Here is a 26513-nt window from a genome sequence, read left to right as displayed (position 1 = left end):
GGTCACCGACACCCGGGGCGGGGCGCTGCTGGTGACCGACTACGGGGCCGGGCGGATCTGGAAGGTCGGCCGGCGCGGTGAGGTCAAGGTCTGGTTCACCTCGCCCGCGCTCGAGGGCGCCCTGGGCTTCGGCACGACCGGCATCGTGTTCCGCAAGCGGGAGCGCGACCTGCTGATCACCCAGCAGACGACTGCCGACGGTGGCGGCGTCACTCCTACCCAGGGCTTCCTCTACCGGCTGCCGATCCAGCGCGGCGGGCGCCCCGGACAGCTCGAGACGCTGTGGACCTCGCAGCCCGGGGACCTGCCCGACGGCTTCGGGATCGGGCGGCGGAGCGGCCACGTCTACGTCGCGATGGCGGGCCTGACCAACCAGATCGTCGAGATCGACCCGGCCACCGGCGTCGAGGTCGACCGGTTCCCCGACGCGCCGCTGACCGGGGACAACGGGTCACCGATCCCGTTCGACACCCCGTGCAGCGCGACGTTCCTCGGCACCCGGGTCCTGGTCGCGAACCAGTCCGCGATCCGGGGCGACGCCAGCCACCAGGCGATCCTCGCCGTCCAGGTCGGCGAGAAGGGTCGCAAGCCCTTCCTGCCCAGGAGACCGGTGTTCGTACGCTGACTCCCGTGAGCGGCGCGCTGGCGGGACTGGTCGACAAGGGGCTCGTCGCCCCCGACTGGGCCGAGGCGCTCGCCCCGGTGGACGACCGGATCGAGGAGCTGGGGCGCTTCCTGCGCGCCGAGCTCGCGGCGGGCCGCCGCTACCTGCCGTCCGGCGAGCACGTCTTCCGGGCGTTCCAACGGCCACTGGCCGGCGTCCGGGTCCTCGTCGTGGGGCAGGACCCCTACCCGACCGTCGGGCACCCGATCGGCCTGAGCTTCGCGGTCGACGCGCACGTGCGCCCGGTCCCGCGGAGCCTGGCCAACATCTACCGCGAGCTGCACGACGACCTGGGCCTGGTCCCGCCCGAGCACGGCGACCTGTCGGCCTGGAGCGACCGCGGGGTGATGCTGCTCAACCGGGTCCTCACGGTCCGGCCGGGCGTCTCGGACTCCCACCAGGGCAAGGGCTGGGAGGACGTCACCGACTGCGCGATCGACGCGCTGGCCGCCCGCGGCGGCCCGCTCGCGGCGGTCCTGTGGGGACGGAAGGCCCAGAACCTGCGGCCCCGGCTCCGCGGCGTACCCGCGGTGGAGTCCGCCCACCCGTCCCCGCTCTCGGCGAACGGCGGGTTCTTCGGCTCGCGGCCCTTCTCCCGCGTCAACGCGCTGCTGGTGGAGCAGGGCGGCGAACCGGTCGACTGGTCGCTGCCGCCGGTGGTCCCGGCCGACTGAGGACCATCGACCCGCCCGCGGGAGGCCACGGACCCCCTAGCCTCACGACGTGAGCGGACTGCGACGGATCCGGCTGGCGCTGGCGGCGCTGGCCGGCGTCACCGCGTTCGGCATCGTCGGCTACCTGCTGCTCGGCTTCACCCTGCTCGAGGCCGTCTACCAGACCATCACCACCGTCGCCACGGTCGGCTTCCGCGAGGTCAGGCCGCTGGACGCGACCGGGCAGGTCTTCACGATCGTGCTCATCCTGCTCGGCGTCGGCACCGCGCTCTACACCTTCGGCGTGCTCATGGAGGCCGTCATCGAAGGCCACCTCACCCACCACCTCGAGAGGCGTCGCATGGATGCCAGGATCGCCGCGCTGCGCGGCCACGTCGTCATCTGCGGGCACGGGCGCGTGGGCGCCTCGGCCGTGGAGTTCCTGCACGGCGCAGGTCATCGGCTGGTCGTCGTGGACGCCGACCCCGAGCGGCTCACCGGCCTCCCCCCGGACGTCCCGTTCCTGGTCGGCAACGTCAACGACGACGAGGTCCTGCGCCAGGCCGGCGTCGAGCACGCCCGGGCGGTGATCATCGCCCTGGACACCGACGCGGACACCGTCTACGCGACGCTCTCGGCCCGGGCGATGTGCCCGGACACCGTGATCGTCGCCCGGGCCCGGACCACGGACTCCAAGCACAAGCTCGAGCTCGCCGGCGCCAGCCGGGCGGTCAACCCCCAGCGGATCGGCGGCCGGCGGCTGGCGGCGTTCGCGCTGCAGCCCGACGTCGCGGAGTTCCTCGACGTGGTCATGCACGACGACAACCTGGACTGGCGGGTGCAGCAGATCGGGATCGCGGACGGCTCCGCGCTGGCCGGACGCTCGGTGGCCGAGATGCGGATCGCCGAGCGGACCGGCGCGCTGCTGCTCGCCGTACGCCCGTCGCCCGGCGCCGCCCTGCTGCCGAACCCCGGCGGCGACCTGACGGTGCCGGCGGACGGGCTGCTGATCGCCCTGGGCACCCAGGCGGAGCTCGAGCAGCTGACCGCGCTCGCCGCGCCCGGCCGGTGACCCGTGCGGAACAAAGTTGAATATGCAATCATTGTGGTGACATGACCACGAACCGGATGCCCGCGCTCTACATCGGGCACGGCGCTCCCCCGCTCCTCGACGACCCGATCTGGTCGGGGCAGCTCGCGGCGTGGGCGCAGGACCTGCCGCGGCCGACGGCGATCCTCATCGTCAGCGCGCACTGGGAGTCGGCACCGGTGAGCCTGTCCGCGGACGGTGTCGACCTGGTCTACGACTTCGGCGGGTTCGACGCGAAGTACTACGCGATGACCTACCGGACGCCGCCTGCGACGGCGCTGGCGCAGCGGGTCGCGGCGATGATGCCGGCGACCGAGCCGGTGCACCAGCACGCCAGCCGCGGGCTCGACCACGGCGCGTGGGTGCCGCTGAAGATCATGTACCCGCACGGCGACGTCCCGGTGCTGCAGATGTCGCTGCCCACCCACGACCCGCAGCGCCTGCTGGCGCTGGGCGAGCGGCTCCGCCCGCTGCGCGACGAGGGCGTGCTCATCATCGGCTCCGGGTTCCTCACCCACGGCCTGCCGTTCCTCACGGAGTTCCGCATCGAGGCCGAGGCCCCGGGCTGGTCGCGCGACTTCGACGCCTGGGCGGGCGAGGCGCTGGCCCGCGGTGACGTGGACGCGCTCGCCGACTTCCAGCACCAGGCCCCCGGCATGCCCTACGCCCACCCGACCGTCGAGCACTACAGCCCGCTGTTCGTCACCCTCGGCGCAGCCACCGATCCCGCCGAGCCCGGCCTCCAGGTCGTCGACGGGTTCTGGATGGGGCTGTCGAAGCGGAGCCTGCAGGTCGCCTGACAGCCCCGCCCCGGACGCGAATCGTCCGCGCGCCTGAGCGGAGAATGACCCGTCAGATCGCAGACGAATCCCCGACGGTCAGCGGATCCGGGTCTTCCGCATCATCTTGAGGCCGGACAGCATGCTCGTGACGTACTTGTCGTAGTCCTGGCCGGGGCGGGCGCCCATGACCTGCTTCTTGAGGACCGCGAGGTTCTGCACGTCGGTGTACTTGAGCAGGCCCTGGTCGCCGTGCCGGGCGCCGACGCCGGACTGCTTGACGCCGCCGGACGGCGTGCCCTTGGAGGCGAACGCCGTGGCCAGGATGTCGTTGACGTTGACGTTGCCCGACTCGATCCGCTTCCCGACCTGGCAGGCGGTCTCCACGTCGCCGCCCCACACCGAGGCGTTGAGGCCGTAGTCGGTGTCGTTGGCCAGCGCGACCGCCTCGTCGACGGTGGAGTACCGGTGCAGCGCCACGACCGGGCCGAACGTCTCGGTGACGCCGGCCAGCATGTCCTTGGTGACACCTTCGAGGATGGTCGGCTCGAAGAACGCCGGGCCGAGGTCGGGCCGCGCCTGGCCGCCGGTCAGCACCCGGGCACCCTTGGCGACCGCGTCCTCGACGTGGGCCTGCACCCGGTCCTTGTGGTCGGGCGAGACCAGCGAGCCGACGTCCATGCTGAAGTCGTAGGACGCCCCGACCCGGAGCGCCTGGGTGGCCGCGACCAGCCGACGCTTGTAGTCGTCGTACTGGGAGGCCGGCAGGTAGACCCGCTCGATGTGCATGCAGATCTGGCCGGTGTTGCCGAAGGCCCCGAACATCAGCCCCTGGACGACCTCGTCCTTGTTGGCGTCCTCGAGCACGATCATCGGGTTCTTGCCGCCGAGCTCGAGGCAGCAGCCGATCAGGTTGCGGCCGGCGCGCTCGCCGATGACCCGGCCGGTGGCGGTGGAGCCGGTGAACATCACGTAGTTGGCGTTGTCGATGAGGGTCGGCCCGACGTCGGGGCCCTCGCCGCACACCACCTGGAACAGGCCCTTGGGCAGCCCGGCCTCCTCCAGCATCTGGACGCCGTAGAGCGGCGACAGCGCGGTCTTGTTGTCCGGCTTGAGCACGATCCCGTTGCCGGCCATCAGCGCCGAGATGGAGTCGGAGATCCCGGTCGCGAACGGGAAGTTCCAGGGCGCGATGATCCCGATGACGCCCTTGGGCTGCCGGATCTCGGTCGAGGTCGACACCATCGGGACCGGGCCGCCGCGCTTGACCGGCTTGAGCAGCTTGGGCGCCCGCTTGAGGTAGTGGCTCATCACCATCACCGGGTCGCAGGTCTCCTCGATCGCCATCCGCCGGTTCTTGCCGGACTCGACCTGGATCAGGTCCGTCGTCCGCTCGGCGTTGTCGATGAAGAGGGTGTGCGCCCGCTTGAAGACCTCGAGCCGCTCCTTGAGCGGACGGGCGGCCCAGTCGACCTGCGCGGCCCGCGCGGCGGCGTACGCCCGCTCGACGTCGGCCGGGGTCGACTGCGGCAGCTCGACGAGGACGTCGCCGGTGTAGACCTCGGTGAGCTTCCAGGTGCCGCCGCTGGTCGACGGGACCCGCGCGACCAGCTGGTCGAGGAACGCGTCGGTGATCGATGCCGGTCGCTGGAGCGTCATGGGCACATCAGCCTTTCCCGAGGACGAGTGAAGCGCCGCGCTCGCCGATCATGATGGCGGGCGCGTTGGTGTTGCCACCGGTGATCGACGGCATGATCGACGCGTCGCAGACCCGGAGGCCCTCGACGCCGCGGACCTTGAGCTCCGGGTCGACGACCGCGAGCTCGTCGACGCCCATCCGGCAGGTCCCGACCCCGTGGTAGACCGAGGTCGCCCGGTTGAGGATCGCGTCCCGGAGCGCCTGCCCCTGGAGCTCCTTGCCGGGGTGCGTCTCGGCCTTGACCGAGCCACCGAACGCCGCGCCGGCCATGATCTCGCGGACCATCTCGGTGCCCTCGGTGAGGAGGTCGAGGTCGGCGGGGTCCGCGAGGTACTGGAAGTCGATGAGCGGGGTGGCCGTCGGGTCCGCGGACGCGAGCCGCAGGGTGCCGCGACTCTTGGGGTAGATCAGCGTCGTCAGCACGGTGAGCGACGTGCGCTTGTCGACGGCGTGGCGGATCGGCTCGTCCTGGTTGGGCGAGACGTACGCCCACGGCAGCAGGTGCAGCTGCAGGTCCGGCACGGTCGTGGCCTGCGAGGTCCGGAGGAACGCCAGCACCTCGAAGACGGAGTTGGCGAGGAAGGTGCCTCCCGGCCGCAGCGCCTCCTGGATCACGCCCCGGGCGAAGTAGGGAGCGGTGCCCTTGTTGCGGCTCGCGCTGCTCTGGAAGGTCAGCGCGTGGAACATGTGGTCGTGCAGGTTGTCGCCGACGGGCAGGTCCGCGACGACGTCGATGCCGTGGTCCTTGAGGTGCTGGGCGTGGCCGATGCCCGACAGCATCAGGATCTGCGCGGACCCGACGAACCCGGCCGAGAGGATGACCTCCTTGCCGGCCCGGATCGTGCGCGTGGCGCCCTTCCCGCGCTTGCTGACGTCCTGGACCTCGATGCCGACGGCGCGGCCGTTCTCGATGACGACCTTGCGGGTGAGCGTCTCGGTCTGGAGCTGCAGGGTCCGCGGGGCCAGGTCGTGGATGTAGCCGCGGGAGGCGCTGTAGCGCAGGCCGTTCGCGGCGTTCTGCTGCATCCGGCCCACGCCCTCCTGCGACGCGCCGTTGTAGTCGTCGAGGATCTTGCAGCCGATGACGTCGGCGGTCGCCTGCAGGAACTGGAGCGACCCCTCCTGCGGCCTCTTGTTGACCGTGACCCGGATGGGGCCGCCCTCGCCGCGGAACGCGTCCTCGCCGCCCTCGTAGTCCTCCATCCGCTTGTACGCCGCGTTGACGCTGTCGGCGTCCCAGCCGGTGTTGCCCTCGGCGGCCCAGTCGTCGAAGTTCGCGCGGTTGCCGCGCACGTAGACCATGCCGTTGATCGAGCTCGAGCCGCCGACGACCTTGCCGCGCGGCACCGGCATCTTGCGGTCCAGGATGTGCTTCTGCGGCACCGAGTAGTAGCCCCAGTCGACGGTCCGCTTGATCTCGGGGACCGAGTGCATCGGACCGATCATGCCCGGCTTCATCGTGAGGAACTTCAGGTCGGTCTTGCCCGCCTCGACCACGATCACGCTGGCCCCGGACTCGGCGAGACGGCCGGCGATCGCGGCCCCGGAGCTGCCGGACCCGACCACCACGTAGTCGGCCTCGTCGGCGTAGGGAGCACCCCGCTTGCTTGAACGCTGTGGCATGGGCAGAACTGTAACTTGTTCTAGTTTGTCCGGGTAGGTCGTCCGGCGGGCTGACACCATGGTCCCCGTGCAGGTGCTCTCGATCCAGTCGTCGGTGGCCTACGGGCACGTCGGCAACTCCGCGGCCGTCTTCCCGCTCCAGCGGCTGGGCCACGAGGTCTGGCCGGTCAACACGGTGCACTTCTCCAACCACACCGGGTACGGCGCCTGGCGCGGCCCGCTGCTCGACCCCGCCGACGTCCGCGAGGTCATCGCCGGGATCGACGACCGGGGGGCGCTCGCCGGTGTGGACGCCGTGCTGTCCGGCTACCAGGGCGACCCGGCCGTCGGGGCCGTCATCCTGGAGGCGGTCGCCCGGGTCAAGGAGCTCAACCCGGACGCGATCTACTGCTGCGACCCGGTCATGGGCGACGTGGGCCGGGGCATGTTCGTCCGTCCGGGGATCCCCGAGTTCATGCGCGACACCGTCGTCCCGGCCGCCGACATCCTGACGCCCAACCACTTCGAGCTGGACTTCCTGGCCGGCGTCACGACCCGGACGATGGCGGAGGTGCTCGCGGCCGTGGACGTCGTCCGCGCCCGCGGCCCCCGCAACGTCCTCGTCACCTCGGTGATCGTGGAGGGCACCGCACCGGGCTCGCTCGACGTCGTCGCGGTCTCCGACACCAAGGGCGCGTGGGCGGTCACGACCCCCCTGCTCCCGATCACGCCGAACGGTTGCGGAGACCTCACGGCTGCCCTCTACCTCGGGCATCTCCTGAGCTGGAACTGGTCGGTGCCCACGGCCCTGGAGCGCGCGACGTCCTCGGTGTTCGCGGTCCTCGAGGCGACCATCGCCATCGGGACCCGCGAGATCCAGCTCGTCGAGGCGCAGGAGATGATCGCGACGCCGCCCTCGACCTTCACTGCCAGAGAGCTGCGGTGAACGAGTACGTCGCGCTCACGCTCGACCTCGTCGGGACGTTCGTCTTCGCGCTGACCGGCGCCCTGGTGGCGGTCCGCAAGCGGCTGGACATCTTCGGGACGCTGGTGCTCGCCGTCGCGACCGGGCTCGGCGGCGGGCTGGTCCGCGACGTGCTCATCGCCGACGTACCCCCGCCCGGGCTGACCGACTGGCGCTACCTCCTCGCCGCGGCGCTGGCCGGCGTGGCGACGTTCCTCTGGCACCCGCTCGTGGCGCGCTGGGAGAACCTCATCCTGACCCTCGACGCCGCCGGCCTCGCGCTGTTCTGCGTCAACGGCGCGGTGAAGGCCTCCGAGGCCGGGCTGTCCGTGGTCCCGGCGGCCCTGCTCGGCATGATCACCGCGGTCGGGGGCGGGATGGTCCGCGACGTCCTGGCCAACCGGGTGCCGGTGGTGCTCGAGGCCGGCACCGGCTGGTACGCCGTCCCGGCCCTCGCCGGCGCGACCCTGGCCGCGATCGGCCACCACTACGGCTGGCCGACGCCGCTGGTCCTCGCACCGGGGATGGTCGTGTGCTTCGGCTGGCGCATCCTCTCGATGCGACTCGGCTGGGCCCCGATGCAGGCCCGCGGCGTCGAGTGACTTCGCGAGTCGGCGCTACTGCTCGTCAGTAACGACGACTCACCCCACGACCCGCGCCCCTCGACCCCGCGAGTCGGCGTTACTGCGCGTCAGTAGCGCCGACTCGGCGTCAGCAGGCGGTGCCGCGGTCGACCGAGAGGACCGCACCGGTGACCGAGGCGGCCGCGTCCGAGGCCAGGTAGGCCACCGCGTCCGCGATGTCCCGCGGCGGCATGAACCCATAGCGGCCGCCGGCGGTCTCGGTGAGCAGGCCCCAGTCGAGCTTCGAGTCGGCGTGCTCGGCGGCGGCCGCCATCGGCAGATCGGTGTCCACGCCGCCCGGGCAGACGGTGTTGGCCCGCACTCCGTCGGCGTGCAGCTCGAGCGCCAGCGACTTCATCAGCATGACGACGCCGGCCTTCGAGGCGCAGTACGCCGCCTGGTAGGGCTGGGCGCGCAGGCCGGCGATCGAGGCGATCGTGACGATGTTGCCGCGGCTCGCCCTGAGGTGCGGCAGGGCGGCCTGGCTCATCAGCATCGGCCCGGTGAGGTTCACGTCCAGGTGGCGGTTCCAGATCTCGAGGTCGAGGTCCTCGAACCTTCGGAACTGGTCGATCCCGGCGACGTTGACCAGCACGTCGAGCCCGCCCATCTCCTCGACCGCCGCCGCGACCGCCGCCGACACGGAGGCCGGCGAGCCGACGTCGCAGGCCCGTACCCCGTCCGCCTCGCGCAGGTCGACGCCGACGACCGCAGCGCCCTCCTCGCGCAGCAGGTCGACGGTGGCGCGACCGACTCCCCCCGCCGCGCCCGTCACCAGTGCCCGCTTGCCCTCGAACCGTCTCGTCACGCCGGGCATCCTGGCAGGTCGGCCCGGACGAGGGCTCAGAGGACGTCCCGGATGGTGACCTCGTCGAACTCCGCGGGCATCGGGTCGGGGCTGACGCAGGTCAGGGTCACGGTGCTGTCCTCGGCGATCCGGCCGGCGCTGGTGCACGTCGACTCAGCGAGCACCTCGTCGGCCAGCAGCAGGCTGATCGTCACGAAGGCCTGGTCGGTCCGGTCCCGGTCGTTGCGGACCTCCAGCCCGTCGACCGCCAGCATCCCGGCGGGGTCCGGGCCCAGCGTCCAGCCCGCGGCGTACTCGAAGCCCGCCACCTCGAAGGCCTCGCCCGGCACGATCGTCAGCGGGTTGTTGGGACCGCCGAGGCTGTCGTCGTTGACCGCGTCCTCGACCTCGTTGCTCACCACGGCGACGATCGCGACGCAGCCGCCGACGAGCAGCAGGAAGAGCACGCCGAAGGCGATCAGAAGGTTGCGCACCAGGTGGCTCTTCCGCGCCGGCGGCTGGACGACGCCGTAGGGCTGGGTGGCGCCGTACGCCGGGGCGCCGTAGGGAGCCGGTGGAGGCGCGATACCGACGAGCGGCCGGGTGTGCTCGGTCCAGGCGCTGCCGTCCCACCAGCGCTCGACGCCGTTCGCCGGGTACCACCCGGCCGGCGTCTGCGGCGTCTGCGTCATGAGGGCAGCCTCCCGTGCGACGCCGCCGCCGGTCCACTACCGGTCCAGCACAACTCTCGCCACCGCGGCCGCGCGCTCCGACGCCACGACGTCCTCGAGCAGCAGCGGGACGCCGTCCGGCCCGGAGAGCGGCACCCGCCAGTTGGGGTACTCGTCGACGGTGCCGGGCTGGTTCTGGGTACGCCGGTCGCCGACCGCGTCGGTGAGCGCGACGCACAGCAGGCGGGCCGGGGTGAGCGCCAGGTAGCGGTGCAGCGCCAGGACCGTCTCCTCGAGGTCGGCGTCCGGGGCGAGGCCGGTGCGCCGGCGTACCTCGGCGAGCCAGGTCTCACGGTAGTCCGCAGCGGCGGCGAGCTCGTCGTCCAGGGAGCCCTCGAGCAGCCCGAGGGAGTGCTGGAGCCGGACGCCGTCGCCGGCGAGGTAGCCGGCCGTCGGTGGCAGGTCGTGGGTCGTGACCGAGGCCAGGCACCACTCCCGCCACCGTTCGGCGGGCAGTGCCGCGTCCCCGTCCGCGCGCTCGAACCACAGGATCGAGGTGCCGAGGATGCCGCGCTCGCGGAGGTAGCTGCGCGCCTCCGGCGCGACGACGCCGAGGTCCTCGCCGACGACGACCGCGCCGGCCCGGTGCGCCTCGAGGGCCAGGACGCCGACCAGCGCCCGGTGGTCGTAGTGCACGTAGGTGCCCTGGTCCGCCGGCCGCCCCTCGGGGATCCACCACAGCCGGAACAGCCCGATGATGTGGTCGACCCGGACTCCGCCCGCGTGCCGCAGCACCGCGCCGATCAGGTCGCGGAACGGCGCGTAGGCGTGCTCGACGAGCCGGTCGGGGCGCCACGGCGGCTGGCTCCAGTTCTGGCCCAGCTGGTTGTAGGGGTCGGGCGGCGCGCCGACCCGGACACCCCCGGCGTAGACGTCCCGGAGCCGCCAGGCGTCCGCACCTCCGGGGTGCACGCCGACGGCGAGGTCGTGCATGGTGCCGAGCCGCATGCCGGCGGCGACCGCCCCCGCCTGGACGGCCTCGAGCTGCTCGTCCAGCGCCCACTGCAGCCACATCGCGAAGTCGATGCGCTCGGCGTGCGCCGCCGCGAACCCGGTCACCGCGTCGCCCTGGGCGTCGTGGAGCTCGGCCGGCCAGGTGCGCGCGTCGTTGCCGTGGTCCTCGGCCAGCACGCTCCACGTCGCGTACTGGAGCAGTGCGTCACCCTCGCGCTCGCGGAACGCGGCGTACGCCGCTTCGCGCTCCGGCCGGCGCGGGACGCCGTGCACGAGCAGGAGCGCGGCCCGCTTGGCCGCCCACGCCGGGTCCCGCTCGATCGCGGAGCCGACGTCCAGCCCCGGAGGGACCTGGGACCGCAGCTGCTCGACCGTTGCCTGGCCGGCCGGCGGCAGCTCGGCGTACTCGTGGATCTCCTCGACCCGCAGGTAGAGCGGGTTGAAGAACCGCCGCGTCGACGGGAGGTACGGCGACGGCTCGAGCGGCGGCAGCGGCTCCGCGGCGTGCAGCGGGTTGACCAGCACGTAGTCCGCGCCCAGGCCGGCGGACCAGGCGGCCAGGGTGCCGAGGTCGGCCAGGTCGCCGACGCCCCAGGACCCGCGGGAGCGGACGCTGTAGAGCTGTGCGGCGAACCCCCACTCCCGACCCTCGTCGATCCCCTCGGGCAGCCCGAGCCACGCCGGGGTGACGATCAGCGTGCCGGTGACCTTGGCGTCGTCGGAGCTGGCGTGCAGGGTGTGGTAGCCGAGCGGCAGGTCAGGCGGCACCGCGAACGTCGCCTCGCCGACCATCGTCCCGTCGACGTCACGGGGGTCGACCCAGCGGTCGGTCTGGTCGAGCCGGCGCCACGTCCCGTCCTCGAGCTCGACCTCGAGATGGGCCGGCTCCCCGTCGACCACGTGCACCCAGCACGTGCTCGCCTCACCCTGGACCACGACCAGGCAGGGCGGCACCATCCGCCGCCAGTGCGCGAGCTCCTTCTCGGCCAGCGCGTGCGCCGGGTCGGAGACGTCGACGTCCATCGCGGCCAGGACCGCCTCGATCGTCTCCGCCGAGACCCGGACCGGCGACCCGCGGAAGTCGACGTACTCGGTCATCACGCCGTACGCGTGGGCGAGATCGATGAGCGGACCCGAGGGAGATGTCACCCACCCAATCTTGTAGGACGGTTCAGTAGGACTTGCCCTCGGCATACCGCTGTCGACGGTAGTGACGGCCGTTGCCGCGGTTGCGCATCTTGAACGTCGGCAGCTGCGAGTCGCAATTGGGACAGATCAGACGCAGGTTCTCGCGACGGTTGTTCATCGCGTCTCCGTCGATGTGGTCCAACACGAACGCGATCGGCAACCCGTTCCACCGGGGCGGCATGCGGCACACAGAGCAGAGGCCGCATTGCATCTGGAAGAGATACCTGCGGACGTAGTGGGTCCGATAGGTGGGGGCCATGCTGAGCTCACCAGTCCTGAGCCAACGAGCGAGGTTGTGACGACGCTCCAGCTCCCGCTGGCACTTATTGCTGCAGTACTTGCGGATCCGGCGACCGTTCATCGTCACCCCGCAACCGAGACAGGTGAACATGATGCTCTGACGCTACGAACGACCACCGACAGAGCCGCGTGGGAGAATCGAACTCCCGACATTCGAGTTACAAGGTCGATGCTCTACCAACTGAGCTAACGCGGCATGTGCGCCGGCAATCGTAGTTGCCCGGTCAGAGGTCGCGCAGACGAGTGCTGCCGTCGCGAGCGTCGTCCTGCGGAGCGCCTGGCGAGGCGGAGGAGCGAGACGCAGCGGAGCCACGGCGACCGATGACAACGCAGCCAGGCGCCCGCAGGCGGCGCGCAGCAGGCACGACCCGTCTGCGCGACCTCTTCAGCTCATCCCGCCATCGAAGGCCAGGATTGAGCCGGTGATCATCCGGGCCTCGGGTGAGGCCAGGTAGACGATGGCGTGGCCGATCTCCGCGGGTGTGATCGCCGGGCCGGGGAGCATCATCATCAGCCGGTCCATGACCCGCGGGTCCAGGTCCGGCGGGAAGTTGGCGGCCACGTGGTCGACCAGTGGCGTGGCGACGGTGCCCGGGCAGATCGCGTTGACCCGGATGCCCTCCGGGGCGAGCTCGAGGGCCATCGCCTTGGTGAGCTGGGTGAGCCCGCCCTTGGCTGCGGAGTACGCCGCCGAGTAGCCCTGCGGCTTGTTGCCGGCCACCGACGACACGTTGACGATGTTGCCGCCGCACGCCCGCAGGTGCGGCAGGGCGGCCTGCATGAGGAAGAACGGTCCCTTGAGGTCGACCGCGAGCACCCGGTCGTACTCCGCCTCGGTGATCCCGTCGACCCGGCCGAACTGCACGATGCCGGCCACGTTCGCGAGGACGTCGATCCGGCCGTGCTGGGCGCAGTGCGCGACGGCCGCGTCCACGGCGGCCTTGTCGCCGACGTTGCACTCGACGTTCTCCACGCCGTCGGGGACCGTCGGGGAGATGTCGAGTCCGTAGACGAGGTCGCCGCGGTCGCGGAACAGCTCGGCGGTCGCGTAGCCGATGCCGGAGGCGGCACCGGTGAGGACGACGACGCGCTGGCCGTCGGTGGGAGCAGTGGTCATTGCCGGACCGTACTAGAACACGTTCTAGTCTGACGACCTCAAGTATCGTTGAACTATGACCTTGACCATCGGGCAGCTCGCCGAACGCTCCGGCGTGGCGACCTCGGCGATCCGGTTCTACGAGTCGCGGGGCCTGCTGACCTCCGAGCGGACGACGGGCAACCAGCGTCGCTACGCCCAGTCGACGCTGCGCCGGGTCGCGTTCATCCGCACCGCCCAGCGGGTGGGCCTGAGCCTGGAGGAGATCGGTGAGGCGTTGTCGACGCTCCCCGACGGCCGGGCCCCCACCAAGGCCGACTGGACCAGGCTCAGCCAGGCCTGGCGTCCCCGCCTGGACGCCCAGATCCGCCGGATCGAGCTGCTCCGGGACCGGCTGGACGGCTGCATCGGCTGCGGCTGCCTCAGCCTCCGCTCCTGCGCGCTCACCAACCCCGGCGACGACCTGGCCGAGCTCGGGCCGGGCCCGGTCCTGCTGGAGCCGGAGAAGCGGCCGTGGTGACCGGCGACGGCACCGTAGCCTGACCCGCATGGCACTCCGGATCGTGGCGAGCCGGCCCGACCCGGCGATCGTGACCCTTCCCTGGTCGACACCGCTCGAGGACTGGGGGGACCCGCACGTCATCCCCCTCCCCCGCGGGCTGTCCCGGCACGTCGTCCGGATCGTGCGGCTCAGCGACCGGACGTACGCCGTCAAGGAGACCGTCGAGGAGATCGCGTTCCGGGAGTACCGGCTGCTGCGCGACCTGCACCGGCTCGGGCTCCCCTCGGTCGTGCCCCAGGCCGTGGTGACCGGCCGCGTGGACCCGTCGGGCGAGCCGCTGCCGAGCGCGCTGCTCACCGAGCACCTGCGCTTCTCCCTGCCCTACCGCAGCCTGTTCTCGCACGGCCTGTCCGCCGACAACCTGCCGTCGCTCGTCGACGCGCTGGTGGTGCTGATCGTCCGGCTGCACCTGGCCGGGTTCTTCTGGGGCGACGTCTCCTTGTCCAACGTGCTGTTCCGGCGCAGCGCCGGAGGGTTCGCCGCCTACCTCGTGGACGCGGAGACCGGTGAGCTCAAGCCCGAGCTGTCGGCGCAGCTGCGGCAGTACGACGTCACGATCGCGACCGAGAACGTCTTCGGCGAGCTCCTCGACCTGCAGGCCAGCAACGCCGTCGGCGGCGAGGTCGAGCCCCACCACATCGTCGAGATGCTCGAGGAGCGCTACCACGCACTGTGGGGCGAGCTCACCGCCCAGGAGGAGTTCGGCGCCGACGAGCTGTGGCGCATCGAGAAGCGGATCGAGCGGCTCAACGACCTCGGTTTCGACGTCGACGAGCTCGACATCGTGACCGACTTCGACGGTGACCGGATCGTCATCCAGCCCAAGGTGGTCGAGCTCGGGCACCACCAGCGCGAGCTCCAGGCGCTCACCGGGCTCCACGTCGAGGACGCCCAGGCCCGGCGGCTGCTGAACGACATCGCCTCGTTCACCGCGCACCTCGAGCTGGGCCGGGAGGACCGCAACCTGGTGGCGAACCGCTGGCTCACCGAGATCTACGAGCCGATCCAGGCCATGGTCCCGGCGGGCGCCCGCGGCAAGCTCGAGCCGGCCGAGGTGTTCCACGAGATCCTCCAGCACCGCTGGTACCTCTCCGAGCAGCGCGGCGCCTCGGTCGACACCTTCGAGGCGGCCGCCGACTACATCGCCAACGTGCTCAGCCGGAAGCCCGACGAGGCGCTGGCGACGCCGGGCGGGGACGCGGACGAGGACAGCGTGGGCAGTCCGTGACACATCGTTGGTCGAGGAGGTCGCGCAGCGACCGTCTCGAGACCTCGCAAGCCGTCGCTGGGAGGCGACCACTGTGGTTGCGCTGGGAGCCTTCGCTGCGGAGGTTTCGAGACAGCCGCTAGCGCTCCTTCCTCAACCACCGCCATGGGGAGGACTAGGGACGGCAGACCCGGCAGGCGGTCAGGTGCCCGTTGTTCTCGCCGACGGGGCGCAGGTCGTCGCGGTGGGCGATCAGGGAGCAGTCCCGGCGGTGCATCGTCGTGCCCTCTCCGGCCGTGACCGGCAGCGCGTCGACGTCGACGCCCTGGTCGTTGACCGCGGCGGCCCGCGAGGTCACGTCGGCGAGCACGAGCAGCGTGTCGGCGAGCCGCTTGTTGGACTCGCGGCCGTCGTTGGCGATCCGGGCCAGCCAGGCGCCGAAGTAGAGGAAGCCGCCGACGAACGTGAGACCGAGGCCGAGCAGGCCCCCGGACACCAGGTAGGACAGCTGGTCGTACTGGTAGGGCGTGTTCGCGGCGCCGTACCAGCCGAGCACGATGACGACGAGGCCCAGGGGCAGCAGCACCGCGCCCGCCCAGAACAGGACGACCTGCAGGAGCTGGTAGTTGTTGTTCTTCAGCGGCGCCGCACCGCTCGAGCCGGCGCGCGGCAGGCTGGCCGAGCCGGCGCCCATCCGGGCGCCGCTGGCCCGCTGGGCCGTCGGATGGGCGGTCGGCGCAGCGGCACCGGGGCTGGTGGGCACGGTGGTCATGAGTTCACCTTTCGCAGGTCGGGCAGGCCCGAGTCGAGGCCGTGTGAGCAGGCGCCGCCCCCGCCGAGGGCCGCGAGCCCCAGCCGGCGGACGTAGCTGCCGGCGACGCAGGCCCCGGCGATCGCGCCCATCAGCAGCAGGCCTGGGATCGAGAAGAGGTCGGGCAGGCCGGAGGCCAGCTCGGAGGGCGGAAGAGCCGTCTCGGACGTCGTGGGTGCCGAGGCCGTCGGCGTGGTGGCCGGCGTCGTGACGCCGCCGGTGGTGCCACCGCCGGTCGTACCGCCACCGCCGCCGGTGCCGCTCTCGTCGGTGGTCTCCTCGTCGCCGGTCCCGGGGTCGTTGTCCGGGACGTAGTCCGGGATCGTGATCGGGTCCGCGGTCTCGAGCTTCGACGTCGCGCGCCCGAGGTGGACGACGATGCGCGGCGAGAGGTTGATCCCGGCCTGGATCGCCTTCTTCAGCTCCGCCAGCTCCTCGGGGAGCTGGTCGAGGATGTCCTGGAGCGGCAGCGTGCGCAGGGCGTCGGTGAGCGTCGCGGTGTCGATCTCGACGACGAGGCCCTCGACGACGCTCTTGATCTCCTTCTCGTCGACCTCGTAGACCGGCTGGGGGACGGTGATCGTGAGACCGAGCTGGGCGAGTGCGGCCTTCGGCTCGTCCGGGAGGCCGGGGATCGCCGTGCCCTGGCCGCCGCCCTCCACGCCCTCGGGCCCGATGGCGAACTCCTGGCCGGCGATGGTGATCGTGCCGTAGGTCGCCTTGCCCTTGCCCTTCGGCGCCGTGCCGTCGCTCGACGAGGTGACCTTCGCCTTGACTCCTGACATCGTGACGACGCCGCCGATCAGGCTGATCTCCCCGACCGCCGTGCGGGAGACACCGGCGATCTCGCCGGCCGAGCGCTCGGTGTGGCTGGAGGCCTCGAACCCGCCGAAGGTGACCAGCTGCGCCAGCTGGGCAGGGATCTGGCACTCGGCGGCCGGCTCGTCGGCGGCGGCGGTCCGGGCGGAGCTCCGGGTCGTCGGGGCCGGTCGCTCGGTCAGGGTGCTGACCAGGGCGTCGAGCCCGGGGACCGGGATGGGGAGCTCGGGCAGGCCGGGCAGGCCCGGGATCCCCGGGAGGCCCGGCGCCTCGCCGCCACCCTCGCCCTCGTCCGTGCCCGAGGTGTCACAGGTGCTCGAGTAGCCGGACTGGGCGTACGTCGTCTTCTCGGCCGCGCCGGTGCGCATGACCACGCCGGGGATGGGCTCGTTGGCCTCCGCGGCGGTGCCCGACGGGTAGCCCGAGTTGACCTGCACCGGGTAGCCCTGCTCGGCGATGGGCGCCACGACCTCGGGCGGCAGGTTGAGGTTCTCGAGGATCGTCTTCATGCCCTCGCCGACCGCGTCCCCCGGCCACAGGAACGACGCCCGCCCGCGGCTGCTGCTGCTGTCGGCGACCACCTTCGTGTAGCCGAACTGGAGCTCGGCCTGGGGGTACGCCGGGATGGGGATCGTCGGCTCGTAGATCTCGACGTAGACCGGCGTCGCCGTCACGAGCGCGCTGTAGCCGAACTTCTTCTCGCCGTCCTCGGCCGCGGCGGCGGCCACCGCGGGGGCCGAGCCGGTGAGCGGCAGCGCCAGCGCCACCAGGCCGGTGGCGACCACGGGCAGGGTGAGCCGACGGTGGTGGCGTGCGCTCATGCTGCGCCTCCGAGGATGACGTCGGACATGGTGGCCATGATTTCCTCCGGTTCGCCGGTGGCGACGATGCGCCCTCCGGTCATGACGGCCGCGTAGTCGGAGACCCGCAGGGCGGTGCGTGCGAACTGCTCGATGCAGAGGATCGAGACGCCGCTCTGGGCGATCTGGGCGACGGTCTCGTAGAGCTCGTCGACGATGAGGGGGGCCAGCCCCATGGACAGCTCGTCCAGCAGCAGCAGGGCGGGGTCGGAGGCCAGCGCCCGGGACATCGCCAGCATCTGCTGCTCGCCGCCGGACATGGTGCCGGCCAGCTGCTTGCGGCGCTCGAGGAGCCGCGGGAAGTAGGCGAACGCGGTCTCCAGGACGGCCTCGGCCGGCACGCCGGCGTAGGACATCAGGGTGAGGTTCTCCTCGACCGTGAGGTTGGGGAAGACCGAGCGGCCCTCGGGCACCGTGCACAGCCCGACGCGGGCGAGGTCCTCGGGCGCGGCGTCGCGGAGGTTGACCCCGGCCAGGTGGACGTGGCCGCTGGTGGGCGCCTTCTGCCCGCTGATGATCTTAGTCAGCGTCGACTTGCCGCCGCCGTTGGGGCCCAGCAGCGCCATCACGGCGCCCTTGGGGATGGTGAGGTCGACCCCACGGAGCACCTCGATCCGGCCGTAGGAGGCGTGCAGGTCGACGACCTCGAGGATGGGGATGCTCATGAGGTGACCACCGGGATCTGCTGGGTGGTCTCGACCGCGGGCAGGTCCGTGAGCGTGTGGTCGGAGCTGTCGGGGTCCTCGGCGTCGGAGTAGCCCAGGTAGGCCTTCTGCACGGCCGGGTCGTTGCGGATCATCGACGGCGGACCCGAGGCGATGATCGTCCCGAAGTCGAGCACGTGGATCTCGTCGCAGACCGACATCACCAGGTCCATGTCGTGCTCGACCATGACGATGCCGCGACCCTCGGCGGCCAGCTCCTTGAGGAGCTCGCCGAACGCGTCGGTCTCGCTCTCGTCCTGCCCCGACGACGGCTCGTCGAGCAGCAGCAGCTGGGGGTCCCCGGCCAGGCACCGGGCCAGCTCGAGGAGCCGCGCGGTGCCGGTCGGGATCGAGTCGGCCCGCTCCTCGGCGTACGCCGCGATGCCGACCCGCTCGAGGAGGCCGTCGACGTCGGCCTTGGCGGGCCGGACCAGGCCGAGGAGTCCGGCGTGGATGTCGTGGGCGACCCGGACGTTCTCGCGGACGGTCAGCGACCCGAAGGCCTCGAGCCGCTGGAAGGTGCGGCCCATCCCGCGCTTGGCGCGCCGGTTGACGGGCATCCGGGTGACGTTGCGGCCCCGGAACCGGATCGTGCCCGACGTGGGGCGCTGCAGCCCGGTGATGACGTTGAAGCACGTGGTCTTGCCGGCACCATTGGGCCCGATCAGGCCCGTGATCACGCCGGCCGCGGCGACGAACGAGGCGTGGTTGACGGCGGTGACCCCGCCGAACTGGACCACCACGTCCTCGACGCGCAGCAGGGCGTCGCCCCTGTCGAGCGCAGCGTCAGCGTGCGACATGAGCGGGCACCTCCCTCGGCTCCCCTGCGGGTCTCCCCGCGACCACGGTCGACGTGACGGTGGTCTCGTCCTCCTCAACGACGCTGTCGTCGTTTCGTGACGCGGGTCTCTCGTCGTCGGCCGGGAGGGCCGGCAGCCGGGAGAGGAGCACCGGCCCCAGCCGCCCCTGGAGCCAGTTGCCGAGCCGGAACAGGTAGATCGCGAGACCGTTGGGGTTGCGGCCCAGCAGGACGGCGCCCACGGCGATGAGGATGAACAGGAGGCCCTGGGCGTCGGGGTAGTTGTAGAGCAGCATCAGCCCGGTGCCGCCGAGGGCCGCGCCGGTCACCGAGGTGACGCCGAGGACCACCGCGAGCAGCAGCAGCGGCAGGCTGTTGAAGAACTGGAACTCGGCCGCCCCGACGCTCTGGCGCAGCCCGGCGTACAGACCGCCGGCCAGGCCCGCCATGCCCGCGGAGGCGGCGAACAGGCCGACCCGGAACCAGCGCATGTCCAGCCCGAGCGTGCCGCAGGCAGCGGGGCTGTCCCGCATCGCGATGAGCATCCGGCCGATCACGCCGCGCCGCACCAGGAGGAGCGCGAACGCCATCAGCACGAAGAACGCGGCCATCACGAACACGTAGCCGGAGGTGCTGGTGATCGACATGCCGAGGATCGACAGCCGCTCGGCGGGGAGGGTGCCGTTGAAGCCGAAGGCGAAGTCGGCCTGGAACAGCATCTTGTCCATGATCGCCGCGAACGCGAGCGTCGACAGGGCGAGGTAGAGGCCGGTCAGGCGGAGCACCGGGAGCGCCACCAGCGCGCCCACGCCGGCGGCCACCAGGGCCGACACGAGCAGCCCGTAGAGGTTGGGCTCGTCGAGCTTGGCGTAGGTCAGCGCCCCGACCCCCGCGAAGGTGAACTGGGCCAGCGACACGTGCCCGCCGTAGCCGGTGAGCAGGACCAGCGAGAGCATCACGATGGCGTACGTCGCCGCGGTGCCCACCAGCAGCAGGTTGGCCTCCGAGGCGGTGCCGGAGAGCAGCGCCACGAAGACGAGCAGCGCCGCACCCCAGCCGAGCGCCTTGGGCAGCGACGGCAGGGGGGCCGAGACGATGCCCTTGACCTGGCCGATGCGCAGCTGGGCCTGCGGCATCGCGACGATCACGATGAAGAGGAACAGCGCGGGGACGACGTTGTCGACCGACCCGATCAGCCCCTCCTGCGGGAGGTAGACCGGAGCGTAGGAGCTCAGCAGACCGAGCCCCATCGCGCCCAGGAAGGTGAGCGGCAGGCTCTTGAGGCGGCCCAGCATCGCCGCGGCGTAGGCGTTGATGACCAGCAGGGTCAACGAGTAGGTGTCCAGGCCGACGGTCGAGACCAGCAGGATGCCGCCGAGCCCGGCGAGCGAGATGCCGATCATCCAGGAGAGCGTGGCCACCGCCTCGGGCTTGCCGCCGAACAGCTTGAGCAGCTCGGGGTTGTCGACCGACGCCCGCATCGCGGTCCCGATCCGGGTGCGGTTGAGCAGCAGGTAGAGGCCGACCGCCACCGCGATGGACGCCAGGATGGTGATCACCTGGTGCGCGGTGATGTTGGTCTCGCCCAGGGAGAAGCTGGTCTCGGGGAAGAACGGCAGGACGGTGCGCGCCTCGGGCTTGTAGACCTGCGTGGCGAAGCCGATGCAGCCGACGAGCAGGCCCACGGTGACCACGAGCGAGACGCTCACCGGGGCCTCGCCGAGACCCTTGGCCACGAACCGGGCGATGAACCAGCCGATCGCCGGCGCCACCACGAACAGCACGAGGACCAGCGACAGCCAGATCGGCAGCCCCTGCTTCACGCTGAAGTCCCAGAAGAGGTAGGACAGCACCATCCCGAACGCGCCGTGGGCGATGTTGAAGACCCGGGTGGTCGTGTAGGTGAGGACGAGCCCGCTGGCCGCGATCGCGTAGGCGGCGCCGGAGAACAGCCCGAAGATCGTGTAGGCGAGGAACGAGGACATGTCAGCCTCCGACGTCGATGAGAGGGCCACACGTGAAGTCGTTGCCCGAGACCGGGCTCCACTTGCCGCCGTTGAGCTGGATGATCTGCGCGCAGTTGTACGTCGTCCGCGCGCCGACCTGCTGGGGGACGTGGAGACCGTTGCTGGTCCAGTCCTTGACACCCGAGAACGCCTTGACGAGCGAGGCCCGGTCGAGCTTGCCGCCGAGCTTCACCGCCTCCTGGACGAACAGCCGGGCGGCCGACCAGGCGTAGAGGCCGTAGTAGTTGGGGACGGCGCCGGGGCTGACCTGGCTGAGCCAGGATCGGTACAGCGCCATCTCCTTGTTCTGCATGTTGTCGAAGAGGGCGGTCGACGAGTAGACGAACGTCCCGTCACCCAGCGAGCCGGCCTGCTCGACGTAGTTCTCGTCGTAGATCGTGGCGTCCTGGAGGAACACCGTCGGGTCGAAGTCCTGCTGGTCCATGGCCTGCTGGAGCTTGACCGTGTTCTGGTAGGGGCCGACGTAGACGACCAGGTCGACGTTCTTGTCCTTCATCTGCTGGACGTACGGCGCGAAGTTGAACTCCGAGACGTCGATCCCGGCGAAGACGTCGATGTTCCAGCCGGCCTTGGTCCACGCGGCCCGGAACTTCTCGGCGTTGGGCGGCGACGCGCCGGCGTTGATGTAGAGCAGGCCGACGTGCTCGGTCGAGCTCTTGTAGTTCTTCAGGAAGAAGTCGGGCACCACGCTCGGGACGAGCCCGACGTTGACCGACTGCGCGCTGAAGCACGTCGAGCACTGGGTCCGCTCCGGGTTGACGGAGGTCGAGCGGATGTCGGGGAGCCCGCAGCCCTCGGCCGCCCCGGCACCGCCGGAGTCGAAGGCCGACATCGAGCCGACGGCCGCGAACGCCTCGGCACATGCCCGGGTGTAGGCCTGCTGGTCGGCGCCGGCGTCCGCGCGGGTGTCGAGGAGCGTGACCTCGAGCTTGCGGCCGCAGATGTCGCCGGTGGAGTTGAAGTAGGCCGCGTAGGCCCGCGTCGCCTGCTGGGCCGACTCGAAGATGCCGGGCACCGGACCGGAGATGTCGGAGGCGTTGGCGATCACGATCTTGTCGTCGGTGATGCCGGTCTGGTTCTTGAACCCGTCGCAGCTGGCCGCCTCGTTGCCCCCGTCCGCGGCGTTCTCGCCGTCACCCTGGTCGCCGCCGCCCCCGCCGGACCCGCCGCCGCCGGTGGTGCCGGCCGAGCCGGTGCCGCCCGTCGACCCGGTCGTCGTCCCGGGGGCGCCGGCGGTGGTCCCCGCGGAACCACCGCCGACGCCGGCCTGGTCCGGCACGCCCGAGTCCGTGCCGGGCACACCGGTCGTGGTCCCACCGTCGCCCGCGCCCGTGCCGCCTCCCGCCTGGGAGACGTCCTCGGGGTCGAGCTGCGACCCGCAGGCGGTCAGCGTGAGCGCGCCGACCACCAGGGCGGCCAGGATCGCGTGGCGACGGGGGTTGCGGGATGACACGGGTCCGCCCTCAGCCCGCCGTCACGCCGGCGCACTGGTACTTGGTGCCACCCACTGGCGACCACTTGCCGTCGTTCAGCTGGATGAAGCGCCAGCAGTCACCGGTCTGCTTGGTGCCGACGTTCTGCGGTGAGTGCAGGTCGTTGGCGGTCCACTTGCCGGTCGACTTGACCGCGTTGATGAGCGACGCCCGGTCGAGGCCGCCGCCGAGAGCGATCGCCTTCTCGACGAAGAGTCGGGCCGCGGACCACGAGAAGACCCCGAAGAACGTGGGGTCGGCCCCGGGCCGGACCTGCTGCAGCCAGCTGAGGTAGAGGGCGGTCTCCTTGTTCTGGCTCGCCTCCTCGAACGGGGTGAAGTTGGTGAAGACGACCGTCCCGTCGACCGCGGAGCCCCCGGACTCGACGAAGTCGGGATTGTAGTCGGTCGGGTCGCGCATGTAGAGCTTCGGCGTGTAGTCCTGCTGCTCCATGGCCTGCCGCAGCCGCACCGACTGCTGGTAGGCGCCGGTCCAGAAGACGACCTCGATGTTCTTGTCCTTGAGCTGCTGGACGTAGGGCGCGTAGTTGAACTCCGCGATGTCGATGCCCTGGACGATGTCGAACTTCATGCCGCGCTTGGTCATCGCGCTGGCCTGGACGGGCGCGTTCTGGGCGGCGGCCCCGGCGTTGATGTAGAAGAACGCCGCGTGCTGGCCGGCCTCCCCGTAGTTCTTGAGGATGTAGTCCGCCACGATGTTCTGGTGCTGCCCGGTGTTGGTGGACTGGGCGCCGAAGCAGGTGGCGCAGGCGTTGCGCTCGTTGGTCACCGCCGCCGAGCGGATGTCCGGAAGGCCGCAGGCCTGGGTGGCCGAGGCGCCGCCGCTGTCGAAGGCCGACATCGAGCCGACCATGGCGAACACCTCGTCGCAGGCCTTGGTGTAGGCCTGCTGGTCGGCGGACGCATCGGTGCGGCTGTCGTAGGTGACCAGCTTGAGCTTGCGGCCGCAGATGTCGCTGGTGGCGTTGAAGTAGGCGACGTACGCCCGGGTGGCGTCCTGGGAGGCCTCGAACAGGCCCGGGACCGGGCCGGAGATGTCGGACGAGTTGCCGATGACGATCTCGGTGTCGGTGATCCCGGGGCCGTTCTTGAAGCCGTCGCAGCTGACGCCCTTGTCCTCGCCGCCGCTGGCGGAGTTCTCCCCGTCGCCCTCGGTGCCGCCGCCCCCACCGGCCCCACCGGTCGTGCCGCCGGCCGTGCCGCCCGTGCTCCCGGCGGCGCCGGTGCTGCCGCCCGTCGTGCCTGCGGTCGTGCCACCGGTCGGGTCACCGGTGGTTCCCGTCGTGTCCCCCGCGACCGTGCCGTCGGGGCTGACGATGCCGCCGTCGGCGGTGCCGCCACCGCCGCCCAGGCCCTGGACGTCCTCCGGGTCGATGTTGGACCCGCAGGCCGCCAGTGTCAGGGCGAGCGTGACCGCAGCCGCCCCCGAGACGAGCTTGCTGACCTGGTTGCCGGCACGAAGCACGGGGACCCTCCACTGGTGAACCGTCTGGTGCGTGACGAGCGGAACTAGAACGCGTACTAGTTCCGCTCGCTCCAACGACGGCCCGCCGGAAAGGTGACGGGTGTTACACGGTGCTCCAGTCAGCCGGGTGGGGCTCCTGGTCAGCCCCGGATCGACGCCACCGCGTACAGCGCCACGCCGGCGGCCACGCCGGCGTTGAGCGACTCGACCTGGTTGGCCATCGGGATGGACAACAGCTGGTCGCAGGTCTCGGAGACCAGGCGGGACAGCCCGCCGCCCTCGGCGCCCACCACCAGGACCAGTGGTCCGTCGGCGAGGTCGAACGTCGTCAGGTCGACGTCGCCGTCGGCGGCCAGGCCGACCACCATGCAGCCCGCCTCCTGGTAGTCCTTGAGCGCGCGGACCAGGTTGCCCGCCTGGGCCACCGGGATCCGGGCCGCGGCGCCGGCGCTGCTCTTCCACGCCGAGGCGGTCATGCCGGCAGCCCGGCGTTCGGGGATGACGACGCCGTGCGCACCGAAGGCGGCCGCGCTGCGCACCACCGCCCCGAGGTTGCGCGGGTCGGTGATCTGGTCGAGGGCCACGATCAGCGGCTTCTCCCCGACCTCCGCGGCCCGGTCGAGCAGGTCGGCCGGGTGGGCGTACTCGTACGCCGGGATCCGGGCGGCGAGACCCTGGTGCACGGCCCCGCCGGTCATCCGGTCGAGCTCGCCCTTGCCGACCTCCATCAGGCTGACCCCCGACTCGGCGGCCAGCTTGAACGCCTCGCGGAGCCGGGCGTCCCGGTCGGCACCCTCGGCGACGTAGAGCCCGGTCACCGGCACGCCCTCGCGGAGCGCCTCGACCACGGAGTTGCGCCCGGCCACCCACTCCGCGTCGCCGCCGGTACGCCGGCGTGGCTTTGCGCCGGTCGCCTTGGCGGCCTTCTTCGCCTTCTTGTGGGCCTGGTGGTAGGGCCGGTCCTTCGCCTTGGGCGTCGGTCCCCTGCCCTCGAGGCCACGCCGCACCTGTCCCCCGGAGCCCACGGTCGGCCCCTTGCCGGACTTGCGGATCGCGCCCTTGCGCTGGCTGTTCCCTGGCATCAGCTGAGGCTCCACTTCGGGCCGTTGGGGGTGTCCTCGATCTCGATGCCGGCGGCCTTGATCCGGTCGCGGATCGCGTCGGCGGCAGCGAAGTCCTTGGCCGCCCGCGCCTCGGCGCGCTGCTGGAGGAGACCGGAGACCAGCGCGTCGACCGCGCTCGTGAGCCGGGCGTCGCCGCCGCCCGAGCTGGGCCAGGCCGGGTCGGCCGGGTCGAGGCCGAGCACGCCGAGCATCGCGCGGACCTGCTCGGCCACCGCGGTCGCGTCCTCACCGGCGGCCAGGAGGCGGTTGCCCTCGCGCACGGTGTCGTAGAGCACCGCCACCGCGGACGGGGTGCCCAGGTCGTCGTCCATCGCGGCGGCGAACGCCTCGGGCACCTCGCCGATGCCGATCTCGTCGGCCGCGCCGGCCCGGTCGAGGAAGTTCTCGATCCGCCGGAAGCCCTGGGCCGCCTCGTCGAGCGCCTCGAAGCTGAACTCCACGTGGCTGCGGTAGTGCGCGGCGACGATGTAGTAGCGCAGCTCGATCCCGCGGACCCGCTCGAGCACGGCGGGGACGAGCAGGCTGTTGCCCAGGGACTTGCTCATCTTCTCGCCGGAGGTGGTGATCCAGGCGTTGTGCATCCAGTAGGAGGCGAACGGGTGTCCGGCCGCGCGCGACTGGGCCTGCTCGTTCTCGTGGTGCGGGAACCGCAGGTCGACGCCGCCGCCATGGATGTCGAAGGCCGTGCCGAGGTACTTCCCGGCCATCGCGGAGCACTCGATGTGCCAGCCCGGGCGGCCCGGCCCCCAGGGGCTCGGCCACGCGGCGGTCTCGGGCTCGGTCTCCTTCTTCCACCCCTTCCACAGCGCGAAGTCGCGGGGGTCGCGCTTGCCGCGCGGGTCGGCGTCTTCCGCGGCCTCCATGTCGTCGATCGCCTGGTGGGTGAGCTCGCCGTACGCCGGCCAGGACCGCACGTCGAAGTAGACGTCGCCCGACCCGTCGCCCGCCGGGTAGGCGTGGCCCTTCTCGATCAGCTGCGCGATCAGCTCGAGCATCTCCGGGACGTGGCCGGTCGCGGCCGGCTCGTACGTCGGCGGGGCGACGTTGAGCGCCTCGTACGCGTGGTCGAGCTCGCGCTTCATCGCGTAGGTCAGGTTGTACCAAGGGCGGCCCTGCTCGGCGGCCTTGGCCAGGATCTTGTCGTCGATGTCGGTGACGTTGCGGATGAACGTGACCTCGTAGCCGCGGTGCCGCAGCCACCGCTGGAGGACGTCGAAGTTGACCGCGGAGCGGACGTGCCCGACGTGCGGCTCCGACTGCACGGTGAGCCCGCAGACGTAGAGCCCAGCCTTGCCCGCCTCGAGCGGCACGAAGTCGCGGACCTCGCGGGTCTGGGTGTCGTAGAGCCTCACCGGCCGAAGTCTAGAGAGCGGCGGCCCACCCACCGACTCGCCGACGATTCCCGGTACACGTGGTGCTGCTGTGACCTACGGTGACAGAGTGCGTCGGTCGGCTCCTCTCCTCGTCGGTGTCCTGCTCGGTCCCCTGCTCGCCACCCTGGTGACTCCCCCCG

General features: G+C 71.5%; 24 protein-coding genes and 1 tRNA gene. 8 read left to right on the top strand and 17 right to left on the bottom strand.

Going from position 1 to position 26513, the window contains the following annotated elements:
* The 4 genes from JHD21_RS07525 to JHD21_RS07510 form a co-directional block, all read left to right on the top strand.
* A partial coding sequence (locus tag JHD21_RS07525; RefSeq protein WP_292672992.1) for a hypothetical protein occupies positions 1–625 on the top strand: 625 nt, incomplete at its 5' end.
* Between the two features lie 5 nt (positions 626–630).
* Positions 631–1338, top strand: coding sequence for a uracil-DNA glycosylase (locus JHD21_RS07520; protein ID WP_292672989.1), 708 nt, complete (start codon positions 631–633; stop codon positions 1336–1338).
* Between the two features lie 49 nt (positions 1339–1387).
* Entirely contained in the window at positions 1388–2389 is a 1002-nt protein-coding gene (locus JHD21_RS07515) for a potassium channel protein (RefSeq protein WP_292672986.1), read from the top strand.
* Between the two features lie 41 nt (positions 2390–2430).
* Positions 2431–3207 (top strand): class III extradiol ring-cleavage dioxygenase, encoded by a 777-nt coding sequence (locus tag JHD21_RS07510; RefSeq protein ID WP_292672983.1) that lies wholly within the window; start codon positions 2431–2433, stop codon positions 3205–3207.
* Positions 3208–3285: 78 nt separating this feature from the next.
* Here JHD21_RS07510 and JHD21_RS07505 read toward each other — a convergent pair whose 3' ends face one another.
* Both JHD21_RS07505 and JHD21_RS07500 read right to left on the bottom strand, forming a co-directional pair.
* The gene (locus JHD21_RS07505; protein ID WP_292672981.1) at positions 3286–4845 is read right to left on the bottom strand and encodes a succinic semialdehyde dehydrogenase; all 1560 of its coding nucleotides are present in this window, start codon (positions 4843–4845) and stop codon (positions 3286–3288) included.
* 7 nt (positions 4846–4852) lie between these two features.
* A complete protein-coding gene (locus JHD21_RS07500) occupies positions 4853–6508 on the bottom strand; it encodes a GMC family oxidoreductase N-terminal domain-containing protein (protein ID WP_292672978.1) in 1656 nt (551 codons plus the stop codon).
* Between the two features lie 67 nt (positions 6509–6575).
* On the opposite strand from JHD21_RS07500, the gene pdxY reads away from it, so the two are divergent.
* Positions 6576–7433: a pyridoxal kinase PdxY gene (pdxY, locus tag JHD21_RS07495; RefSeq protein ID WP_292672975.1), complete on the top strand. Its 858-nt coding sequence runs from the start codon at positions 6576–6578 to the stop codon at positions 7431–7433.
* Positions 7430–8053 (top strand): trimeric intracellular cation channel family protein, encoded by a 624-nt coding sequence (locus tag JHD21_RS07490; protein WP_292672972.1) that lies wholly within the window; start codon positions 7430–7432, stop codon positions 8051–8053. The genes pdxY and JHD21_RS07490 overlap by 4 nt, the downstream gene beginning before the upstream one ends.
* Before the next feature lie 109 nt (positions 8054–8162).
* Here the strand turns inward: JHD21_RS07490 and JHD21_RS07485 are convergent, their stop codons facing one another.
* The 6 genes from JHD21_RS07485 to JHD21_RS07460 form a co-directional block, all read right to left on the bottom strand.
* A complete protein-coding gene (locus JHD21_RS07485; RefSeq protein ID WP_292672969.1) occupies positions 8163–8882 on the bottom strand; it encodes an SDR family oxidoreductase in 720 nt (239 codons plus the stop codon).
* Positions 8883–8917: 35 nt separating this feature from the next.
* Positions 8918–9553, bottom strand: a complete 636-nt coding sequence (locus JHD21_RS07480; protein WP_292672966.1) for a DUF2510 domain-containing protein — start codon at positions 9551–9553, stop codon at positions 8918–8920.
* Between the two features lie 36 nt (positions 9554–9589).
* Complete coding sequence (malQ, locus tag JHD21_RS07475) at positions 9590–11644, bottom strand: 4-alpha-glucanotransferase (protein ID WP_292672995.1); 2055 nt, start codon at positions 11642–11644, stop codon at positions 9590–9592.
* Positions 11645–11717: 73 nt separating this feature from the next.
* Complete coding sequence (locus JHD21_RS07470) at positions 11718–12125, bottom strand: HNH endonuclease (protein WP_292672963.1); 408 nt, start codon at positions 12123–12125, stop codon at positions 11718–11720.
* A gap of 32 nt (positions 12126–12157) precedes the next feature.
* Positions 12158–12230 (bottom strand) — tRNA-Thr (locus JHD21_RS07465).
* Positions 12231–12419: 189 nt separating this feature from the next.
* Positions 12420–13151 carry an SDR family oxidoreductase gene (locus JHD21_RS07460; RefSeq protein WP_292672961.1) on the bottom strand — a complete coding sequence of 244 codons (732 nt, stop codon included), beginning with the start codon at positions 13149–13151 and terminating at the stop codon, positions 12420–12422.
* A 55-nt stretch (positions 13152–13206) separates the two neighbouring features.
* On the opposite strand from JHD21_RS07460, the gene soxR reads away from it, so the two are divergent.
* Together soxR and JHD21_RS07450 are read left to right on the top strand one after the other, a co-directional pair.
* The gene (gene soxR / locus JHD21_RS07455) at positions 13207–13650 is read left to right on the top strand and encodes a redox-sensitive transcriptional activator SoxR (protein WP_292672941.1); all 444 of its coding nucleotides are present in this window, start codon (positions 13207–13209) and stop codon (positions 13648–13650) included.
* Positions 13651–13678: 28 nt separating this feature from the next.
* A complete protein-coding gene (locus tag JHD21_RS07450) occupies positions 13679–14920 on the top strand; it encodes a DUF4032 domain-containing protein (RefSeq protein WP_292672939.1) in 1242 nt (413 codons plus the stop codon).
* Between the two features lie 154 nt (positions 14921–15074).
* On the opposite strand, the gene JHD21_RS07445 is transcribed toward JHD21_RS07450, so the two are convergent.
* The 9 genes from JHD21_RS07445 to cysS form a co-directional block, all read right to left on the bottom strand.
* Positions 15075–15671, bottom strand: a complete 597-nt coding sequence (locus tag JHD21_RS07445) for a hypothetical protein (RefSeq protein WP_292672937.1) — start codon at positions 15669–15671, stop codon at positions 15075–15077.
* Complete coding sequence (locus tag JHD21_RS07440) at positions 15668–17350, bottom strand: choice-of-anchor P family protein (RefSeq protein ID WP_292672935.1); 1683 nt, start codon at positions 17348–17350, stop codon at positions 15668–15670. The genes JHD21_RS07445 and JHD21_RS07440 overlap by 4 nt, the downstream gene beginning before the upstream one ends.
* Positions 17347–18054 (bottom strand): ABC transporter ATP-binding protein, encoded by a 708-nt coding sequence (locus JHD21_RS07435; protein ID WP_292672933.1) that lies wholly within the window; start codon positions 18052–18054, stop codon positions 17347–17349. Before JHD21_RS07435 ends, JHD21_RS07440 begins: the two co-directional genes overlap by 4 nt.
* Positions 18051–18893, bottom strand: coding sequence for an ABC transporter ATP-binding protein (locus JHD21_RS07430; protein ID WP_292672932.1), 843 nt, complete (start codon positions 18891–18893; stop codon positions 18051–18053). Before JHD21_RS07430 ends, JHD21_RS07435 begins: the two co-directional genes overlap by 4 nt.
* Complete coding sequence (locus JHD21_RS07425; RefSeq protein WP_292672930.1) at positions 18880–20877, bottom strand: ABC transporter permease; 1998 nt, start codon at positions 20875–20877, stop codon at positions 18880–18882. Before JHD21_RS07425 ends, JHD21_RS07430 begins: the two co-directional genes overlap by 14 nt.
* A gap of 1 nt (position 20878) precedes the next feature.
* Positions 20879–22372, bottom strand: coding sequence for an ABC transporter substrate-binding protein (locus JHD21_RS07420; RefSeq protein WP_292672929.1), 1494 nt, complete (start codon positions 22370–22372; stop codon positions 20879–20881).
* 10 nt (positions 22373–22382) lie between these two features.
* The gene (locus tag JHD21_RS07415) at positions 22383–23876 is read right to left on the bottom strand and encodes an ABC transporter substrate-binding protein (protein WP_292672927.1); all 1494 of its coding nucleotides are present in this window, start codon (positions 23874–23876) and stop codon (positions 22383–22385) included.
* Between the two features lie 140 nt (positions 23877–24016).
* Positions 24017–24958 (bottom strand): 23S rRNA (guanosine(2251)-2'-O)-methyltransferase RlmB, encoded by a 942-nt coding sequence (rlmB, locus tag JHD21_RS07410; RefSeq protein ID WP_292672925.1) that lies wholly within the window; start codon positions 24956–24958, stop codon positions 24017–24019.
* Entirely contained in the window at positions 24958–26352 is a 1395-nt protein-coding gene (gene cysS / locus JHD21_RS07405) for a cysteine--tRNA ligase (protein ID WP_292672923.1), read from the bottom strand. Before cysS ends, rlmB begins: the two co-directional genes overlap by 1 nt.
* Between the last annotated feature and the right edge of the window lie 161 nt (positions 26353–26513).

This window comes from Nocardioides sp. (assembly GCF_016462705.1).
In the GTDB taxonomy this organism is placed as follows: domain Bacteria; phylum Actinomycetota; class Actinomycetes; order Propionibacteriales; family Nocardioidaceae; genus Nocardioides.
Note: the sequence above shows the minus strand (reverse complement) of the source record. Positions and strands in the feature narration are given on the sequence as shown.

What these genes read in the sequence shown, in the direction of transcription:
- JHD21_RS07430 (WP_292672932.1), bottom strand. Translation starts at nt 18,893, where the DNA reads ATGTCGCACGCTGACGCTGCGCTCGACAGGGGCGACGCCCTGCTGCGC.
- JHD21_RS07480 (WP_292672966.1), bottom strand. Translation starts at nt 9,553, where the DNA reads ATGACGCAGACGCCGCAGACGCCGGCCGGGTGGTACCCGGCGAACGGC.
- malQ (WP_292672995.1), bottom strand. Translation starts at nt 11,644, where the DNA reads ATGACCGAGTACGTCGACTTCCGCGGGTCGCCGGTCCGGGTCTCGGCG.
- JHD21_RS07450 (WP_292672939.1), top strand. Translation starts at nt 13,679, where the DNA reads ATGGCACTCCGGATCGTGGCGAGCCGGCCCGACCCGGCGATCGTGACC.
- JHD21_RS07440 (WP_292672935.1), bottom strand. Translation starts at nt 17,350, where the DNA reads ATGAGCGCACGCCACCACCGTCGGCTCACCCTGCCCGTGGTCGCCACC.
- JHD21_RS07445 (WP_292672937.1), bottom strand. Translation starts at nt 15,671, where the DNA reads ATGACCACCGTGCCCACCAGCCCCGGTGCCGCTGCGCCGACCGCCCAT.
- JHD21_RS07470 (WP_292672963.1), bottom strand. Translation starts at nt 12,125, where the DNA reads ATGTTCACCTGTCTCGGTTGCGGGGTGACGATGAACGGTCGCCGGATC.
- JHD21_RS07425 (WP_292672930.1), bottom strand. Translation starts at nt 20,877, where the DNA reads ATGTCCTCGTTCCTCGCCTACACGATCTTCGGGCTGTTCTCCGGCGCC.
- JHD21_RS07460 (WP_292672961.1), bottom strand. Translation starts at nt 13,151, where the DNA reads ATGACCACTGCTCCCACCGACGGCCAGCGCGTCGTCGTCCTCACCGGT.
- JHD21_RS07505 (WP_292672981.1), bottom strand. Translation starts at nt 4,845, where the DNA reads ATGACGCTCCAGCGACCGGCATCGATCACCGACGCGTTCCTCGACCAG.
- JHD21_RS07500 (WP_292672978.1), bottom strand. Translation starts at nt 6,508, where the DNA reads ATGCCACAGCGTTCAAGCAAGCGGGGTGCTCCCTACGCCGACGAGGCC.
- soxR (WP_292672941.1), top strand. Translation starts at nt 13,207, where the DNA reads ATGACCTTGACCATCGGGCAGCTCGCCGAACGCTCCGGCGTGGCGACC.
- JHD21_RS07435 (WP_292672933.1), bottom strand. Translation starts at nt 18,054, where the DNA reads ATGAGCATCCCCATCCTCGAGGTCGTCGACCTGCACGCCTCCTACGGC.
- JHD21_RS07510 (WP_292672983.1), top strand. Translation starts at nt 2,431, where the DNA reads ATGACCACGAACCGGATGCCCGCGCTCTACATCGGGCACGGCGCTCCC.
- rlmB (WP_292672925.1), bottom strand. Translation starts at nt 24,958, where the DNA reads ATGCCAGGGAACAGCCAGCGCAAGGGCGCGATCCGCAAGTCCGGCAAG.